General features: G+C 71.9%; 18 protein-coding genes. 7 read left to right on the top strand and 11 right to left on the bottom strand.

What is annotated here, in order from left to right; translation table 11 throughout:
• Positions 1-233: 233 nt before the first annotated feature.
• The 4 genes from AB0B40_RS09575 to AB0B40_RS09560 all read right to left on the bottom strand — a co-directional run bounded on the left by AB0B40_RS09575 (position 234) and on the right by AB0B40_RS09560 (position 4,865).
• Positions 234-2,264 carry an AAA family ATPase gene (locus AB0B40_RS09575; RefSeq protein WP_345058735.1) on the bottom strand — a complete coding sequence of 677 codons (2,031 nt, stop codon included), beginning with the start codon at positions 2,262-2,264 and terminating at the stop codon, positions 234-236.
• Positions 2,265-2,331: 67 nt separating this feature from the next.
• Entirely contained in the window at positions 2,332-2,946 is a 615-nt protein-coding gene (locus AB0B40_RS09570) for a TetR family transcriptional regulator (RefSeq protein ID WP_345058737.1), read from the bottom strand.
• 48 nt (positions 2,947-2,994) lie between these two features.
• Positions 2,995-3,885 (bottom strand): winged helix-turn-helix domain-containing protein, encoded by an 891-nt coding sequence (locus AB0B40_RS09565; RefSeq protein WP_345058739.1) that lies wholly within the window; start codon positions 3,883-3,885, stop codon positions 2,995-2,997.
• A gap of 377 nt (positions 3,886-4,262) precedes the next feature.
• Positions 4,263-4,865, bottom strand: a complete 603-nt coding sequence (locus AB0B40_RS09560) for an aerial mycelium formation protein (protein ID WP_345058741.1) — start codon at positions 4,863-4,865, stop codon at positions 4,263-4,265.
• 161 nt (positions 4,866-5,026) lie between these two features.
• On the opposite strand from AB0B40_RS09560, the gene dtd reads away from it, so the two are divergent.
• Positions 5,027-5,452: a D-aminoacyl-tRNA deacylase gene (gene dtd / locus AB0B40_RS09555; protein ID WP_345058743.1), complete on the top strand. Its 426-nt coding sequence runs from the start codon at positions 5,027-5,029 to the stop codon at positions 5,450-5,452.
• Positions 5,453-5,463: 11 nt separating this feature from the next.
• Here the strand turns inward: dtd and AB0B40_RS09550 are convergent, their stop codons facing one another.
• From AB0B40_RS09550 to AB0B40_RS09540, 3 genes are read right to left on the bottom strand one after another with little or no spacing between them, the layout of a single operon-like run.
• Positions 5,464-6,429: a folate-binding protein gene (locus tag AB0B40_RS09550; protein ID WP_345058746.1), complete on the bottom strand. Its 966-nt coding sequence runs from the start codon at positions 6,427-6,429 to the stop codon at positions 5,464-5,466.
• Between the two features lie 9 nt (positions 6,430-6,438).
• On the bottom strand, positions 6,439-6,876 hold the full coding sequence (locus AB0B40_RS09545; RefSeq protein ID WP_345058748.1) for a transcriptional repressor: 438 nt from the start codon (positions 6,874-6,876) through the stop codon (positions 6,439-6,441).
• A 16-nt stretch (positions 6,877-6,892) separates the two neighbouring features.
• Positions 6,893-7,468 (bottom strand): FABP family protein, encoded by a 576-nt coding sequence (locus AB0B40_RS09540; RefSeq protein WP_345058750.1) that lies wholly within the window; start codon positions 7,466-7,468, stop codon positions 6,893-6,895.
• A 321-nt stretch (positions 7,469-7,789) separates the two neighbouring features.
• On the opposite strand from AB0B40_RS09540, the gene AB0B40_RS09535 reads away from it, so the two are divergent.
• Positions 7,790-8,152 carry a DsrE family protein gene (locus tag AB0B40_RS09535; protein ID WP_345058752.1) on the top strand — a complete coding sequence of 121 codons (363 nt, stop codon included), beginning with the start codon at positions 7,790-7,792 and terminating at the stop codon, positions 8,150-8,152.
• Positions 8,153-8,212: 60 nt separating this feature from the next.
• Here the strand turns inward: AB0B40_RS09535 and AB0B40_RS09530 are convergent, their stop codons facing one another.
• Positions 8,213-8,476 carry a DUF3099 domain-containing protein gene (locus AB0B40_RS09530; protein ID WP_345058754.1) on the bottom strand — a complete coding sequence of 88 codons (264 nt, stop codon included), beginning with the start codon at positions 8,474-8,476 and terminating at the stop codon, positions 8,213-8,215.
• A gap of 130 nt (positions 8,477-8,606) precedes the next feature.
• On the opposite strand from AB0B40_RS09530, the gene AB0B40_RS09525 reads away from it, so the two are divergent.
• The 3 genes from AB0B40_RS09525 (at position 8,607) to AB0B40_RS09515 (ending at position 10,975) form a co-directional block, all read left to right on the top strand.
• Positions 8,607-9,350 carry a DUF2993 domain-containing protein gene (locus AB0B40_RS09525; RefSeq protein WP_362263634.1) on the top strand — a complete coding sequence of 248 codons (744 nt, stop codon included), beginning with the start codon at positions 8,607-8,609 and terminating at the stop codon, positions 9,348-9,350.
• A 437-nt stretch (positions 9,351-9,787) separates the two neighbouring features.
• Positions 9,788-10,633, top strand: a complete 846-nt coding sequence (locus AB0B40_RS09520) for a sulfurtransferase (protein ID WP_345058758.1) — start codon at positions 9,788-9,790, stop codon at positions 10,631-10,633.
• Positions 10,634-10,687: 54 nt separating this feature from the next.
• Complete coding sequence (locus tag AB0B40_RS09515) at positions 10,688-10,975, top strand: DUF1416 domain-containing protein (protein WP_004986406.1); 288 nt, start codon at positions 10,688-10,690, stop codon at positions 10,973-10,975.
• A 95-nt stretch (positions 10,976-11,070) separates the two neighbouring features.
• On the opposite strand, the gene AB0B40_RS09510 is transcribed toward AB0B40_RS09515, so the two are convergent.
• Both AB0B40_RS09510 and AB0B40_RS09505 read right to left on the bottom strand, forming a co-directional pair.
• Positions 11,071-11,373 carry a hypothetical protein gene (locus AB0B40_RS09510; protein ID WP_362263633.1) on the bottom strand — a complete coding sequence of 101 codons (303 nt, stop codon included), beginning with the start codon at positions 11,371-11,373 and terminating at the stop codon, positions 11,071-11,073.
• Positions 11,370-11,771, bottom strand: coding sequence for a hypothetical protein (locus AB0B40_RS09505; protein WP_345058763.1), 402 nt, complete (start codon positions 11,769-11,771; stop codon positions 11,370-11,372). Before AB0B40_RS09505 ends, AB0B40_RS09510 begins: the two co-directional genes overlap by 4 nt.
• A 171-nt stretch (positions 11,772-11,942) precedes the next feature.
• Between AB0B40_RS09505 and AB0B40_RS09500 the strand changes: the two genes are divergently transcribed.
• Both AB0B40_RS09500 and AB0B40_RS09495 read left to right on the top strand, forming a co-directional pair.
• Positions 11,943-12,785: a helix-turn-helix transcriptional regulator gene (locus AB0B40_RS09500; protein ID WP_362263632.1), complete on the top strand. Its 843-nt coding sequence runs from the start codon at positions 11,943-11,945 to the stop codon at positions 12,783-12,785.
• Complete coding sequence (locus AB0B40_RS09495; protein ID WP_345058765.1) at positions 12,767-12,967, top strand: DUF397 domain-containing protein; 201 nt, start codon at positions 12,767-12,769, stop codon at positions 12,965-12,967. The genes AB0B40_RS09500 and AB0B40_RS09495 overlap by 19 nt, the downstream gene beginning before the upstream one ends.
• Here the strand turns inward: AB0B40_RS09495 and AB0B40_RS09490 are convergent, their stop codons facing one another.
• Complete coding sequence (locus AB0B40_RS09490; protein WP_362263631.1) at positions 12,968-14,158, bottom strand: hypothetical protein; 1,191 nt, start codon at positions 14,156-14,158, stop codon at positions 12,968-12,970.
• Positions 14,159-14,160: the final 2 nt, after the last annotated feature.

The raw sequence follows: 14,160 nt of genomic DNA, 5'->3' as shown, positions 1-14,160 counted from the left end.
CCCTTCAGGGCGCCGCGTGGCGCTTGCGGGTGCGGGTGCGTCGTGGCCGGTCGCGCAGTTCCCCGCGCCCCTTCAGGGCGCCGCGTGGCCCTTGCGGGTGCGGGTGCGTCGTGGCCGGTCGCGCAGTTCCCCGCGCCCCTTCAGGGCGCCGCGTGGCGCTTGCGGGTGCCGGGTGCGTCGTGGCCGGTCGCGCGGTTCCCCGCGCCCCTTCGGGGTGCCTCGGGGGGCGGAGGTCAGAACGGGAGGGGGTGGGTGTGGACCACGTCCAGGCGGGAGACCGCGCGGGTCAGGACCACGTACAGGCGGTGGGCGCCGCGTTCCTCCGCCTCCGCCACCGCCGCCGGTTCGACGGCGATGACGTGGTCGTACTCCAGGCCCTTGACCAGGCTCGCGGGTACGACGGTCAGCCGGGCGCCGAGCGTGTCCGGCCCGGCCGGGTCGAGGCCGGCCACGGTGAGCGCCGCCCGCACCCGGTCCGTGTCCGCGTCCGCCGTGACCACTCCGACCGAGCCCTCCCGGGCCAGGGCGTCGCGTACGGCGGCGACGGTGGTGCCGAGCACGTCCTCGGTCGGCCGGAGGGTCAGCTCCCCGTCGGTACGCAGGGAGCGCGCGGCGGGTACGGCGACGCCGAGGCGGCCGAGCAGCCGGTTGGCCAGCTCCACGACGGCCGCCGGCACCCGGAACCCGGTGGTCAGCGGCACCACGGCCGCGTCCGGACGGCCGAGGTGGCGCAGCTGTACGGACCAGTCCCGGGCGGCCCACGGCGTGGTGCCCTGGGCGAGGTCGCCGAGGACGGTCAGTGAGCCGAAGACCACCCGGCGGGCGATGGCCCGGCACTCCATCGGTGAGAGGTCCTGCGCCTCGTCCACGACGATGTGGCCGTGGCCCTCGGGGTGTTCGATGAGCCCGGCGAGTTCGTCCAGCAGGACCAGGTCGGCGGCCGACCAGCGGGCCGACTTGTACGAGCGCGGCGGCCGGGGCCACAGGAGCGCCGCCCGCTCGTCGGGGTCGAGCAGGCCGTCGGCGGCCCGGGCCAGTACCGCGCCGTCGGTGAGGAGTTCCGCGAGGACCTCCTCGGGGCGGGCCTTCGGCCAGACCGCGTCGAGGTGGGCGGTGAGCGGCCGGGCCCGTTCGATACGGCGCACCCAGGAGGCGGGCAGCGTCCCGGAGCGCCGTTCGGCCCGCTCGCGCACGTGCCGTACCAGCCGGGTCCGCACCCGTTCGCGGCCGACGGCGTACGGCGGTTCCTCGGCGCGGACCCGTGCGACGACCGCGGCCAGTTCACCGGCGGGCACCCGCCACCGGTAGGAGCCGTCCGGTACGGCGAGGTCGCCAACGCCGTCGGTGTTCACGCGCGCGTACAGCGCCCGGCGCAGCACCTCGGCCATGCGCGGGTCGTGTTTGACGGTGGCCGTGGGGACGGGGTCGGTGCCGGTGACCGGGTGCCGGGCGATCTCGTCCAGCAGGGTCGACTGGCGTACGCCGGTCTCGCCGAGGGCGGGCAGCACCTCGGCGATGTAGTGCAGGAAGGTGCGGTTGGGGCCGAGGATGAGCAGCCCGGAGCGCTGGAGCCGCTTGGGGTGGGTGTACAGCAGGTAGGCGGCGCGGTGCAGGCCGACGGCGGTCTTGCCGGTGCCGGGGGCGCCCTGGACGCACACCGATGTGCCGAGGGGGGCGCGTACGAGGTCGTCCTGCTCGGGCTGGATGGTGGCGGCGATGTCCCGCATGGGTCCGACGCGCGGCCGTTCGATCTCGCGGGCCACGATGTCGCTGGTCCGCGACTCGCCCCGGCCCAGGTGCTCGTCCTCCAGCCCGGTGAGGTCGGCGGGCTCGCCGCGGCTGCCCGGCGCCCAGCCGAACCGGCGCCGCACCTCGACGCCCCGGGGGTCGCGGGCGCTCGCCTGGTAGAAGGCGCGGGAGACGGGGGCCCGCCAGTCGACCACGAGGGGCGGGGCGGTCGGGTCCTCGGTGATGCGGAGCCGGCCCACGTGGTAGCTCTGGCCGCCGTGCTCCGGGTCGCCGCCCGCGAAGTCCAGGCGGCCGAAGAACAGCGGTCCGGGCGGGAGTTCGCGCATGGCCTTGGCCTGGCTGCGCAGGCGGTAGCCGAGGACTTCGGCGTCGGCTCCGGAGGCGGAGACGTCCTCGCCGACGACGACCTGCTCGGCGGCTCCCTCGACCATCGCGGTGAGGGCCGTACGGCAGGTGTCGTGATAGGCGCGCTCGGCGTGCAGGGTCTCCGGGAGGGCGGGGTCGGGTGACGTCATGACGCCAGCGTACCGCCATAACGTTACCGAGTTACATTTTTAACCAAGTCTCATGAGCGCGGCTGCCTCATCGCCGCGGCCTCAGCTCGGGCAGCCCCTCGGCCAGCCGACGGAACGCCCGCTCCGCCGCCCGGACAGCGTCCGGAGCCACCTCCTCCACCGGCTCCCCGGCCGCGATCCGCCGCCAGTTCTCCTGGGCGAGGATGCGCTGGACGGCGATGATCTGCCCGGCGGCCAGCCGCCCGTCCAGCCCGCCGCCGAGCACCTCCGCGAGCGCCGCCTCCGACCGCTCCAGATGGGCGTACGCCCGCGCCACCAGGGACGGAGTGCCGTACAGCAGGGCGTGGAAGGCGAGCACGGCGGGGTGGCCGTTCAGCCCGGTGACCGGATCGCGCCGCTCCAGCCCCGCGAGGAAGTTCCGGCGCAGCGCGTCCACCGGGTCGGCCGCCCCGGCGGCCACCCGCGCGGCCTCCGTCTCGTGATCGGCGATCCGGTGCAGGACCAGGTCCTCCTTGGCCGGGAAGTACCGGAACAGGGTCGGCTTGGAGATCCCGGCCGCGGCGGCGACCTCCGCCACGGACACCGCGTCGAAACCCCGCTCCAGGAACAGCCGCACGGCGATGTCCGACACGTCCTGGTACATCTGCCGCTTCTTGCGCTCACGCAGGCCCATCTCACCCATGAGGGGAGCCTACGCAGCCGGGCGCCGGGCCGGTCCGCCCGCCGGACGTCACCGGGAGAGCGTCAGGTCCGTGGTGATGGTCTCCCAGAGCGCGTCGAACCACTTCTGCGACTCCTCCACGAACGCCGCGTCCCGCTGCCCGGTCCGCCGGTCGAAGGAGAAGAGGAGGGATTCGGAACCGAGCGCGTCGTAGATCTCCAGCGTTCCGCTCTCGGTGGGCTCCTCACGGCGCGTGATCATGTAGTACGCGTGCAGCGCCTCCGCGCCGTTGAGCAGGTAAAGCTTCACCGGCGGGGTGAACGGCAAGGCCCTGAAGGTGACGTGGACGTCGATGTCGTGGGTGCGGCGCAGGGCCTGGAGGTTGTGCCGGAGCACCTGGCCCTGGGCGTTGCGCATCACCAGCCAGCGCTGGTGGACGGCGTCGTCGTCATGGCCGGCGTCGACCGAGACCGGGAAGGCGAGGTGGATGTCCCGGGACGGCAGCAGGATCCGGACGTCGATCCGCTCGGGGCGGACGCGTCCCTCGTGGATCAGGCGCAGCGGCTCGCCGAGAGCGGGAATGAGGCTCTGCGCGGTCAGGCAGACGGCGTCGATCCGGACGTGGGGCACGGAGAACGCCTCGGTCAGCCGGGGGGCGAGGGCCACCATGGTCGGCCGCGGTTCCCCGTGCGCGGGAGCCGGCCCGGCGACCCGGGGCGGGCTGCCCTTGCTGACGTCGCTGAGCAGGCCGTCCTCGTGCAGCGTCCGCAACGCCTGCCGTACGACGCCCCGCTCCACGCCGAACTCGCCGGCCAGCCTGGCCTGCGTGGGCATGCGCTCACCCGGCCGCAGCACCCCGGACCTGATCCGGCTGCGCAGTTCGTCGGCTATCTCGCGGTGCGACGCGCGGGGCCGCTGTGACCTCGTCCGTCCACTGGCGGAGACGTGCTCCGGGTCCACGAGCGCACCCTACAACTTCCCGCCAGGTTCCTACAGTTGTGCGTCAGATGGTTACCGGACACTTCCAAGTCGACGCCAAGTTGCATAAGTTGGTGACCAAGTTCTCCCATATGGTCGAAGTCGGCGACGGTTGGCCGGGGCCCCCTCCGGAGGGGAGCCGGGTGCCCGGCACGGCACAGCCACAACTGAAGACGGGCACCATCGCACAGCCACAACTGAACAGCTCACTACGGATACACCGTCAGGGTCGCCGGAGGGGAGACTGCGGCGAAGGCCCGGGCAGCACAGCCGCCCGGACGAGCGCACCGGGGCGTCGGCCTCTTCGGAGGCGGCGCCCTCCGCGCGCCGCGCCGCGCCCGCTCCCTGGGCCGGCCGCGTCATGTCAGCAGGTCGTCCACCTGCGCCTCGCCGACCCGGTAGCGCCGCGCGATCTCCCCGCTGCAGCCGTCGGCCGTGCGCTGCAGCCGCTGCCGGCGCCGCGAGACCTCCTGCTCGTAGCGCACCAGTCTCCCCATGGCCGCGGTCAGTTCGGGATCGGTCCGCGCCGTCAGGTCGGACAGCTCGACCTCACCCAGCATCTCGGCGGCCAGCAGCCGGTACTCCTCGTTGTGCGGGGTGCCGAGCGTGACATGGCGGGCCGAGGAGCGCTGTCTGGCCGGGGCGTCCTGGAGGATCTCCGGGAGCCGGTCGACCACGGAGCCGTCCGTCGGCGCCGGCAGGGACGTCCGGCCGCGCCGGCCCAGCTCCGCGCGCAGGATGTCGATCCGGCCCTGCAACAGGCGCCGCACATAGCTGAGATCCGCCTCGTCACGCTGGGCGTCGCGGAGCAGGGCACGCAGCTCGGGCAGGCTCAGCCGGGGCAGGTCGTGCTCGAGCGGCTCGACGGGCAGCGCCGGGCCCGCGGTGCCGTCCGCGCGCGGCGCGGGCGGCCGGCGCGTCCCCTGCTTCCCCAGCCGCCCGCTGGTACTCGGTGTGCTCATCTAGTGGTGACCGTCCCCTCGACCGGCGCGTGTGGAAGCATGGTGCCACCCCAACCGACCGCAATGTGACCGAGTCCCCCCGAACGGCCCTAGATGGTGGGTAACGGATCCAAATTGGGCCCCCTGCGGACGAGCGCGGAACACCGGGCATGATGGTCCGCATGCGTGCGGTGGTGCAGAGGGTGGACGGCGCGAGCGTCGTCGTGGACGGCGAGACGGTGGGCGCGATCGAGGGCGAGGGACTGTGCGTCCTCGTCGGCGTGACCCATGAGGACACCAAGGAGAAGGCGGCCCAGCTGGCCCGCAAGCTGTGGACGATCCGCATGCTCGGCGACGAGAGGTCGTGCAGCGACACCGCCGCACCGCTGCTGGTGATCAGCCAGTTCACCCTCTACGGCGACGCCCGCAAGGGCCGCCGCCCGACCTGGAACGCGGCGGCCCCCGCAGACGTCGCCGAGCCGCTGGTCGACGAGGTGGTGGCCCGGCTGCGCGAGCTGGGCGCGACCGTGGCGACGGGCCGGTTCGGCGCACAGATGAGGGTGTCCCTGACGAACGACGGCCCGTTCACCGTACTGCTGGAGATCTAGGCACTGCGGGGCTAGGGCTCTACGACGACTTCCTGGGCGGCGGCCGTGTCCCCGGCGATCAGCCGCGCGTCGAGCGGCACGTTCCGCTTGACCAGCGCCAGCGCCACCGGGCCCAGCTCGTGGTGCCGTACCGAGGTCGTCACGAAGCCGATCCTGCGGCCCTCCGGGCCCTCGTCGGCGAGCCGGATCTCGGTGCCCGCCACCGGCAGGTGGACGTCGCTGCCGTCCAGGTGCAGGAAGACCAGCCGGCGCGGCGGCTTGCCCAGGTTCTGGACGCGGGCGACCGTCTCCTGACCCCGGTAGCAGCCCTTCTGCAGGTGCACGGCCGTGCCGATCCAGCCCAGCTCGTGCGGGATGGTGCGGTGGTCGGTCTCGAAGCCGAGGCGGGGGCGGTGGTGCTCCACCCGCAGCGCCTCGTACGCGAGGAGTCCGGCCGCGGGACCGTGGGCCGCGGCGAAGGACTCCAGGCCGGCGCGCGGCAGGAACAGGTCACGGCCGTACGCCGTCTCGCGTACGACGGCGTCCCCGGGCACCTCGGCGATGGACCCGGCGGGCAGGTGGACGACCGCGTACTCGGCGGTCCGGTCGGCCACCTCCACCCGGTAGAAGAACTTCATCGACTCCAGGTAGGCGATCAGCGCGTCCTGGGTGCCGGGTTCCACATGCGCCCAGGCGGTCGTACCGTCGTCGACGAGGTACAGCGCGTGCTCGATGTGCCCGTGCGCGGAGAGGATCAGGGCCTCGGTGGCCTCTCCGGCGGGCAGGTCGCTGACGTGCTGGGTGAGCAGCAGATGCAGCCAGCTCAGCCGGTCCTCGCCGGTGACGGTGACGACACCGCGGTGCGAGAGGTCGACGAAACCGGTCCCGTCGGCGAGTGCGCGCTGCTCACGGAACAAGTCGCCGTAATGGGCGGCGACACCTTCGTCCACGCCCTCGGCTGGGACGGCACCGGGCAGGGACAGCAGGGGGCTCTTCATACGGCAAGCCTACGACGTGGTACTTGAACCCTTCAGGGAACAGTCCTGGCACCGGCCGAAGATCGCGAAGTGCTTCATGTCGGTGTCGAACCCGAACTGCGTGCGCAGCTTGGCCGTGAACTCGGCGGCCACGTCCACGTCCGCCTCGATGACGTTCTCGCACTCCCGGCACACCAGGTGCAGGTGGTGGTGGCGGTCGGCGAGGTGGTAGGTGGGCGCACCGTGCCCGAGGTGGGCGTGGCTGACCAGGCCCAGTTCCTCCAGCAGCTCCAGCGTCCGGTAGACGGTGGAGATGTTGACCCCCGACGCCGTCTTCCTCACTTCCACGAGGATGTCGTCGGGGGTCGCGTGTTCAAGGGTGTCGACGGCTTCGAGGACAAGCTGTCGCTGCGGCGTCAGCCGGTAGCCGCGCTGCCTGAGGTCGCTCTTCCAGTCGGTGCTCACCACACCGACGAGTCTAGGACTACTTGAAGAAGGCGATGCCGTCGTCCGGCATGTCGTCCGGCAGGGCCTTGGCCCAGCGCTCGACGTCCTCCGGGGTGACGACCTTCTTCAGCTGGGCCGACATGTAGGGGCGCAGCGGGACCTCGGGGGTCTGCTTCTCACCGACCCACATCAGGTCGCTCTTCACGTACCCGTACAGCCGCTTGCCGCCGCTGTAGGGCTGCGAGGCGGCGGTGCGGGCGACGGCGTCCGTCGCCAGGTCGATCTGGGGCTTCTTGTCGGCCATCTCGCCGTACCAGATCTCGATGACACCGTCGTCGCGGGTCATCGTGACCTCGACCTTGCGGTCGGCGTCGATCCGCCAGAAGCCGGACTCCGACTCCAGGGGGCGGACCTTGTCGCCGTCCTTGTCCAGCACCCAGGTGTGGGAGTGGTACTCCAGGAAGTCCCGGCCGTCGTGGGCGAAGGTGACCTCCTGTCCGAAGTTGCACTTCTCCGAGCCGGGGAAGTCGTGCACGCCCGCGCCGGCCCATGTGCCGAGCAGAAAGGCGAGGGGGACGAGGTCCTTGTGCAGGTCGGACGGGATCTCGATCATGAGCGGAAGCTTTCCTGGATGGGGGTCAGCGCTGGCCCTGGTACAGCTTCTTCACGGTCAGGAACGCGAAGGCGAGCACGCCGACGCAGACCAGGACCAGCAGGGTTTCGAAGAAGATCTCCACGGGTGCTCCTTGAGCGAGGGTGGTCATACGACAGAGCCGCAGCCCAGCTTACGCGGCTGGATCCCGGCCCTCCTGACGAGGGCGGCCCAGCCGGGCGGCTCGCTCCGGAGGGCGGCGGTCCGCGGGAACGGCACGGCACCCGCGCCGCCCTTCCGTGCATGCGCATGGAGTTGTGGCGAGCGGATTACGCTTCGGTCATGGCGAAGAAGCTCGTGATCAAGGTGACGGCCGGGGCGGACGCCCCCGAGCGCTGCTCGCAGGCGTTCACGGTGGCGGCGGTGGCGGTGGCCAGCGGGGTGGAGGTCTCCCTGTGGCTGACCGGGGAGTCGTCCTGGTTCGCACTGCCGGGGCGGGCCGCGGAGTTCGAGCTGCCGCACGCCGCTCCGCTGCCGGACCTGATCGGCTCGATCCTCGCCGCCGGGCGGATCACGCTGTGCACGCAGTGCGCCGCCCGCCGGGAGATCACGGAGAAGGACGTCATCGAGGGCGTACGGATCGCGGGCGCCCAGGTCTTCGTGCAGGAGGCCCTGGCGGACGGGGCGCAGGCGCTCGTCTACTGATACCGCTGACGAGGAAGCAGCGGGCGGGCGGCGGCCCGGCGGCCACCCCTCGGCGGCGGTCTACCGGGGAGGACGCTTCTTGCCGTCCAGCTCGTCCCACCAGTCGTCCGACTGCGGGTCACCGGAGGGGTCGTCCCACCAGCGGTCCTCCGGGCCCCGCCGGTTGGCGACCATCGCGGCGACCGGCGGGATGAGCATGGCCACGACGCACAGGCCCACGGCGGCCGGGACGGACCAGATGCGCACGACCGCCCAGGCCAGGACGAAGAGGCCGATACAGGTCCCCATCATGGCGAAGTAGATGTGCCGGCGCCGGGCGTACATGGTTCCAGGGTAGGTCCGGCGCCACCTGTCACAACTGATCCACAAATTCCCCGCCGCCGGGCGCCACGGGGTTACCGTGGCGTATCCGTTCCGGATGCCGAATCCGCCACCGACCCGGGGGAACCACCACATGCGAGGCCTGCGAATACTGCTGATCGTCGTCGTGATCCTGGGCGCGCTGTTCGTCGTCGTGGACCGGGTCGCGGTGCACTTCGCGGAGGGCAAGGCCGCGGACAAGCTGAAGGCGAACGAGCACCTGGCCTCCTCCCCGGACGTGAGCATCAAGGGCTTCCCCTTCCTCACCCAGGTCGCGGGCGGCTCCCTGGACGACGTCGAGGTCGGCATCAAGTCCTACGACGCGGCCACCGGCAAGGCCGGCCAGACCGTCCGGGTCGACGACCTGAAGGCCGACATGAAGGACGTCGAGTTCTCGAGCGACTACAGCTCCGCCACCGCGGCCACCGCGACCGGCACCGCGACGGTCTCCTACGCCGAGCTGCTGAAGACCGCGAAGCCCGAGCCGACCGAGGTCATCCCCGGCGTGACGGCCAAGGTCGTCGCCCTGTCCGACGGCGGCAACGGCAAGATCAAGGTGGCCGCCAAGGTGACCGGCACGCTCGGCCCCCTGCCGATCGACCAGACGGTGTCCGTGCTCAGCTCGGTGAGCGTGGTGAACGACAAGGTCGAGGTCCACGCGGACTCGCTGCCCCGCCTGGGCGCCGCCGCGATCGCCGAGGACCGCATGCGCGCGATCACCGACTTCCAGCAGGCCATCGACCAGCTGCCCGGCGGCATCAAGCTGGACAAGGTGCAGGCCGCGCCGGACGGTGTGGAGATCAGCGTGAAGGGTTCGGGCGTCAGGCTGGCGGGGTAGGGACCGGGAACGCGCACGGGAGCCGGTTGTCCGGCTGGCGAGACGGCCCCGTCCGCACCGTAGATGCGACGGAGGCATCCGAGCGCCCGGAGGTCCGCGAGGACCTCCGGGCGCTTTCTTCATCCCAGCATACGGACGATCGGATCTCGCCATATGACACGGCGGTGGCACGCCCGCCCGGACATCCCTACGATCGGGCCCATGCGGTATTCGACGAGCGTCCTCCAGCCGCGGGGACAGGCGGTTCTCACGAAGCGGCGGGCAGTTGACCTGTGCCGCGTCGCCGCCATGCTCTGTCGCCCCTTCTGAGCGGAAGCCCCGCGCTCCCGCGCCTCACCCCGCCCTGCCCTCAGGGCACCCGTGCGCCGCTCGCGCATCGAGCGCGCACTCTTTCGCCACTCGCACGCCCCGCCGTAACTGCCCCGGAGGAGAAGAGCATGAGCCGCACCGACGTCCTGGTCGACGCCGACTGGCTGGAGCAGCACCTGGACGACCCGGCCATCGCCATCGTCGAGGTGGACGAGGACACGTCCGCCTACGAGAAGAACCACATCAAGAACGCGATCCGCATCGACTGGACCAAGGACCTCCAGGACCCGGTCCGCCGTGACTTCATCGACCAGGAGGGCTTCGAGAAGCTCCTGTCGAAGAAGGGCATCGCCAACGACACCCTGGTGGTCCTCTACGGCGGCAACAACAACTGGTTCGCGTCCTACGCCTACTGGTACTTCAAGCTGTACGGCCACGAGAACGTCAAGCTCCTCGACGGCGGCCGCAAGAAGTGGGAACTGGACGCCCGCGAGCTGGTCGACGGCACCGAGGTGCCCGAGCGTGCCGCGACCGACTACAAGGCCAAGCCGCAGGACGCCTCCATCCGCGCCTTCCGCGACGACGTCGTGGCCGCGATCGGCTCCCAGAACCTGGTGGACGTCCGCTCGCCCGACGAGTTCTCCGGCAAGCTGCTCGCCCCGGCCCACCTCCCGCAGGAGCAGTCGCAGCGTCCGGGCCACGTCCCGTCCGCCCGCAACATCCCGTGGTCGAAGAACGCCAACGACGACGGCACCTTCAAGTCGGACGAGGAGCTGAAGGCCCTCTACGAGGAGGAGAACGTCGACCTCGCCAAGGACACGATCGCCTACTGCCGCATCGGTGAGCGCTCGGCCCTGACCTGGTTCGTGCTGCACGAGCTGCTCGGCGTGGACAACGTCAAGAACTACGACGGCTCCTGGACCGAGTACGGCTCCCTCGTCGGCGTACCGATCGAGCTCGGCGCCAACAAGTAAGTCCCGTAACCCATCCCGACCGACCTCCCGGTCAGACCCCTCTGGAGAAACAGCATGTGCGGAGCGAAGGCCGGCGGCCCGGACGCCTCGACGATCAAGCCCGGTGAGACCACGATCCAGGGTCAGGTGACCCGCGACGGCGAGCCGGTGACGGGCTACGTCCGTCTCCTGGACTCGACCGGCGAGTTCACGGCGGAGGTCCCCACCTCCGCGACCGGCCAGTTCCGTTTCTACGCGGCCGAAGGCACGTGGACCGTCCGCGCCCTGGTGCCGGGCGGGACCGCGGACCGCACGGTGGTCGCCCAGCAGGGCGGGCTCGCCGAGGTCGCGATCGCGGTCTGAGCGGGCCGAAGAGGGCTCGGTGACGAGCCGAAGGGCCGTATCCCCTGGGTTGGACGCCAGTGGGGATGCGGCCCTTCGGCTGTCCGCCGGGCCCGTCAGCAGCGCCCCCGGGCGCCCGCGAGCACGACCGCCGCGAGCAGCGCGCCGACACACAGGGCGATGAGCATCCCGCTCATCGCCGCCCCGTCCCGCCGGCGCCCGGAGCGGCGCACGGGACGCGGACCGCGCCGGGGCGCGGGCCGGGCGACCGCCGTCCCACGCGCCTCACGCCCGCCGTACGCGCCGGGGTGGAACGGCGGAAGCGCGTAGGCGGGCCACTGGTCCGTCCGGCCTCCCGGCCGCGTGTGCTCCCGCTGCGCCCGCCGGCACGCCTCGTACGGCAGGCCCCCGGCCGTCACGCGAGGTGCTCCTTGCGCTGGTGCTGGCGCAGCAGCACGTTCGCGTCACTCTCGGCGCTGCGGTCGTGCGCCTCCCGGGCGGCCTCCCGCCGCTCCGCCAGCTCCAGACAGGAGGCGCAGCCGGGGACCGGACGCGGCGGCCTGCTCGCGTCGTCCAGGGGCGCGGGCAGCGACGGCAGTGTCCGGGCCCGGTGGTTGACGGCCCGGACGGTCGCACCGATCCGCTCCCGGTCCGTGGCCGGCCGCACCGCCCCCGGATCGGCCTGCCACTCCACTCCCCCGCCGACGGGCCGCAGCAGCACGTAGGGACCGGCCCGGTCCCGGTACTCGCCGACCTTGTCGGTGACCGGGTCGTAGAGGAGGCGTCCGGGCTCGTAGGGCTCCGACGTCGTTGCCATCACTGGCCAGCTCCTTTCCATGAAGACCTGAACGCAGCGCGCACGTGGAGCTACGCTGCGTGTTCAGTACCCACGAGCATAGCGCATCAAAATGGCGTTTGGGCTGGTGAGGGGCCCAAATTCAACGCGGGGCTCATCAAATTCCACAAATTCCACAGCAGGGAGGGTGCGGTGCCGCAGAGGAGGGCGATCACGGGGAGGAGCCATGAACCCAGGCTGCGGTTCGCGGAGGAACTCCGGTCACTGAGGGCCGCGAAGGGCGGAAGTCTGCGGGAACTCGCCGATCAACTGGGCTGGGACGCCTCGACCTTCGGGAAGATGGAAAGCGGTCGGAGTCTGGGCAGCCCGGAGATCGTGGAGGCGCTGGACCAGCACTACGGCACACCCGGACTGCTGCTGGCACTGTGGGAGCTGGCGGTCGGGGACCCGACGCAGTTCAAGGAGCAGTATCGGCGATACATGATCCTTGAAGCCGAGGCGATCAGCCTGTGGCACTACGCGGTGAGCGCGCCACCGGGTCTTCTCCAGACCGCTGGGTACGCGCGCGAAGCCCTCGGGGCAGGCTGGCTCAAGGGCCCGGAACTGGACCAGCAGGTCGAAGCCCGCCTGGGACGAAGGCAATTGCTGGAGGGCGACGACCCGCCGCCCTTTCGCGTCATCCTCTCCGAGGCAGTCTTGCGCACGACACTGCACGACCGAGGGGCATGGCAGGAGCAACTGGACTACTTGGCGGAAGCCGCCGAACGCCCGAACATCACGCTTCAGGTGCTGCCGTTCTGCACCGGTCTCCACGGGTTGATGAACACTGCCGTGAAGTTCCTGCGACTGCTGAACGGCCATACGGTCGCATACACGGAGAACGATCTCCGTGGCGAACTCATTGAAGATATCGCCACAGTTGAGCTGCTACAGCGTAGGTACGATGCGATGCGCGACCTGGCGCTGTCGCCTGCCGAGTCGCGCAAGTTCATCCTGCGAATGTTGGAGGAGACGCGGTGCGAGCCATCGACCTGAGCGGCGTGACCTGGCGCAAGAGCAGCTACAGCAACACAAGCGGCGGCGACTGCCTCGAAGTCTCCGACGGCTTCCCCTCCCTCGTTCCCGTCCGGGACAGCAAGGCCCCCGCGCGCGGAGCGCTCGTCTTCCAGGCCGCCGCCTGGGCGGCCTTCGTCGACGGCGTCAAGCGCGGAGGCTGACTAACCCAGCGCCCGCCCCAGTACCCACACCACCGGTGCCGCCGCGGACAGGGGCAGCGAGACGCCCGCCGTGAAGTGGACGAAGCGGGACGGGTAGTCGTAGCTCGCCGCGCGGTGGCCGATCAGCGCGCACGCCCCGGCGGCGCCGCCCAGCAGCGCGCCCTTCGTGCCGAAACCGGTCATGTCGCCCACGGCGATGCCCGCGCCCGCCGCCGCCAGCAGGGCGACCACGACCGACGCGGGGGTCGGCAGGGGCAGGGCGCGGGCCAGTACGGCCACCGCCACCGCCGCCGCGCCCACCGACACCGCGTGCGGGTCGGCGGCCAGGAAGCCCGTCGCCAGGACCGCGAGCGCGGCCGAGGCGACCGTCGCCATCAGGCCGTACATCCGCTCGTCCGGCGAGGCGTGCGAGCGCAGCTGGAGGACGAGGGAGAGCAGGACCCACAGGCCGAGCGAGCCCAGGATGGCCACCAGGGCGTTCGCACGGCCGGTGGCCAGGACCGCCACGTCGGCTGTCAGCGCGCCGGCGAACGCCAGCGCGATGCCCTGCCGGGCGGGCCACATGCCGTTCAGCCGGAACCAGCCCGCCGCCGTCACGGCCTGGAGCAGCACCAGCGGTACGACGAGGGCGTACGAGGCGACGGGGGCCGCCGCGGCGAGCAGCAGGCCCAGGCCGGCGGTGAGCAGCGCCGGCTGCATGCCGGGCTCGATGATGGGCGAGCGGCCCTCCAGGCGCGCCCGCTGGGCGTCGGTGATCCGCGCGTTGCCGGCGACGGTGGCGGGGCCGTAGGCGGGCCCGGCGGCGGGCCCGGCGGCGGCCCCGGCGGGTTCGGCCGGAGCCTCGGCCGCCGGTGCGGGCGCCGGTTCGGTCACCGCCGGGGCCGGAGCGGGCGCGTAGCTCTGGTGCGCGTACGGGTCCTGCGCGTACGCCTCCGGGAACTGCTGCGCCTGCTGGTACTGGGGCTCCTGGTACGGCTGCTGCTGGTAGGGCTGCTGCTCCTGTCGCGGCAGGTACGCGGCCTGCACCGGCGCGTGCGTCTGCGTCTCCCAGGTCTGGCCCTGCCACTGCTGGGTGAGTTCCGGGTCGTGGCCGGGCTGCTGCCCGTACTGCGGCTCCTGGCCGGGCCAGTGCTGCTGCTGGTAGGGGTCGTAGCCCTCGTGGGGCCCGTCCTGGTACGGCTGGTTGGTCATCG

This window comes from Streptomyces sp. NPDC042638 (assembly GCF_040647235.1).
Taxonomy (GTDB): Bacteria; Actinomycetota; Actinomycetes; order Streptomycetales; family Streptomycetaceae; genus Streptomyces; species Streptomyces rameus.
The sequence above is the reverse complement of the archived record's forward strand: the minus strand, read 5'-3'. Positions and strand labels throughout refer to the sequence as shown.

Coding starts and splice junctions, on each gene's coding strand:
- AB0B40_RS09575 (WP_345058735.1), bottom strand. CDS start 2,264: ATGACGTCACCCGACCCCGCCCTCCCGGAGACCCTGCACGCCGAGCGC.
- AB0B40_RS09570 (WP_345058737.1), bottom strand. CDS start 2,946: ATGGGTGAGATGGGCCTGCGTGAGCGCAAGAAGCGGCAGATGTACCAG.
- AB0B40_RS09560 (WP_345058741.1), bottom strand. CDS start 4,865: ATGAGCACACCGAGTACCAGCGGGCGGCTGGGGAAGCAGGGGACGCGC.
- dtd (WP_345058743.1), top strand. CDS start 5,027: ATGCGTGCGGTGGTGCAGAGGGTGGACGGCGCGAGCGTCGTCGTGGAC.
- AB0B40_RS09550 (WP_345058746.1), bottom strand. CDS start 6,429: ATGAAGAGCCCCCTGCTGTCCCTGCCCGGTGCCGTCCCAGCCGAGGGC.
- AB0B40_RS09540 (WP_345058750.1), bottom strand. CDS start 7,468: ATGATCGAGATCCCGTCCGACCTGCACAAGGACCTCGTCCCCCTCGCC.
- AB0B40_RS09535 (WP_345058752.1), top strand. CDS start 7,790: ATGGCGAAGAAGCTCGTGATCAAGGTGACGGCCGGGGCGGACGCCCCC.
- AB0B40_RS09530 (WP_345058754.1), bottom strand. CDS start 8,476: ATGTACGCCCGGCGCCGGCACATCTACTTCGCCATGATGGGGACCTGT.
- AB0B40_RS09525 (WP_362263634.1), top strand. CDS start 8,607: ATGCGAGGCCTGCGAATACTGCTGATCGTCGTCGTGATCCTGGGCGCG.
- AB0B40_RS09520 (WP_345058758.1), top strand. CDS start 9,788: ATGAGCCGCACCGACGTCCTGGTCGACGCCGACTGGCTGGAGCAGCAC.
- AB0B40_RS09515 (WP_004986406.1), top strand. CDS start 10,688: ATGTGCGGAGCGAAGGCCGGCGGCCCGGACGCCTCGACGATCAAGCCC.
- AB0B40_RS09505 (WP_345058763.1), bottom strand. CDS start 11,771: ATGGCAACGACGTCGGAGCCCTACGAGCCCGGACGCCTCCTCTACGAC.
- AB0B40_RS09490 (WP_362263631.1), bottom strand. CDS start 14,158: ATGACCAACCAGCCGTACCAGGACGGGCCCCACGAGGGCTACGACCCC.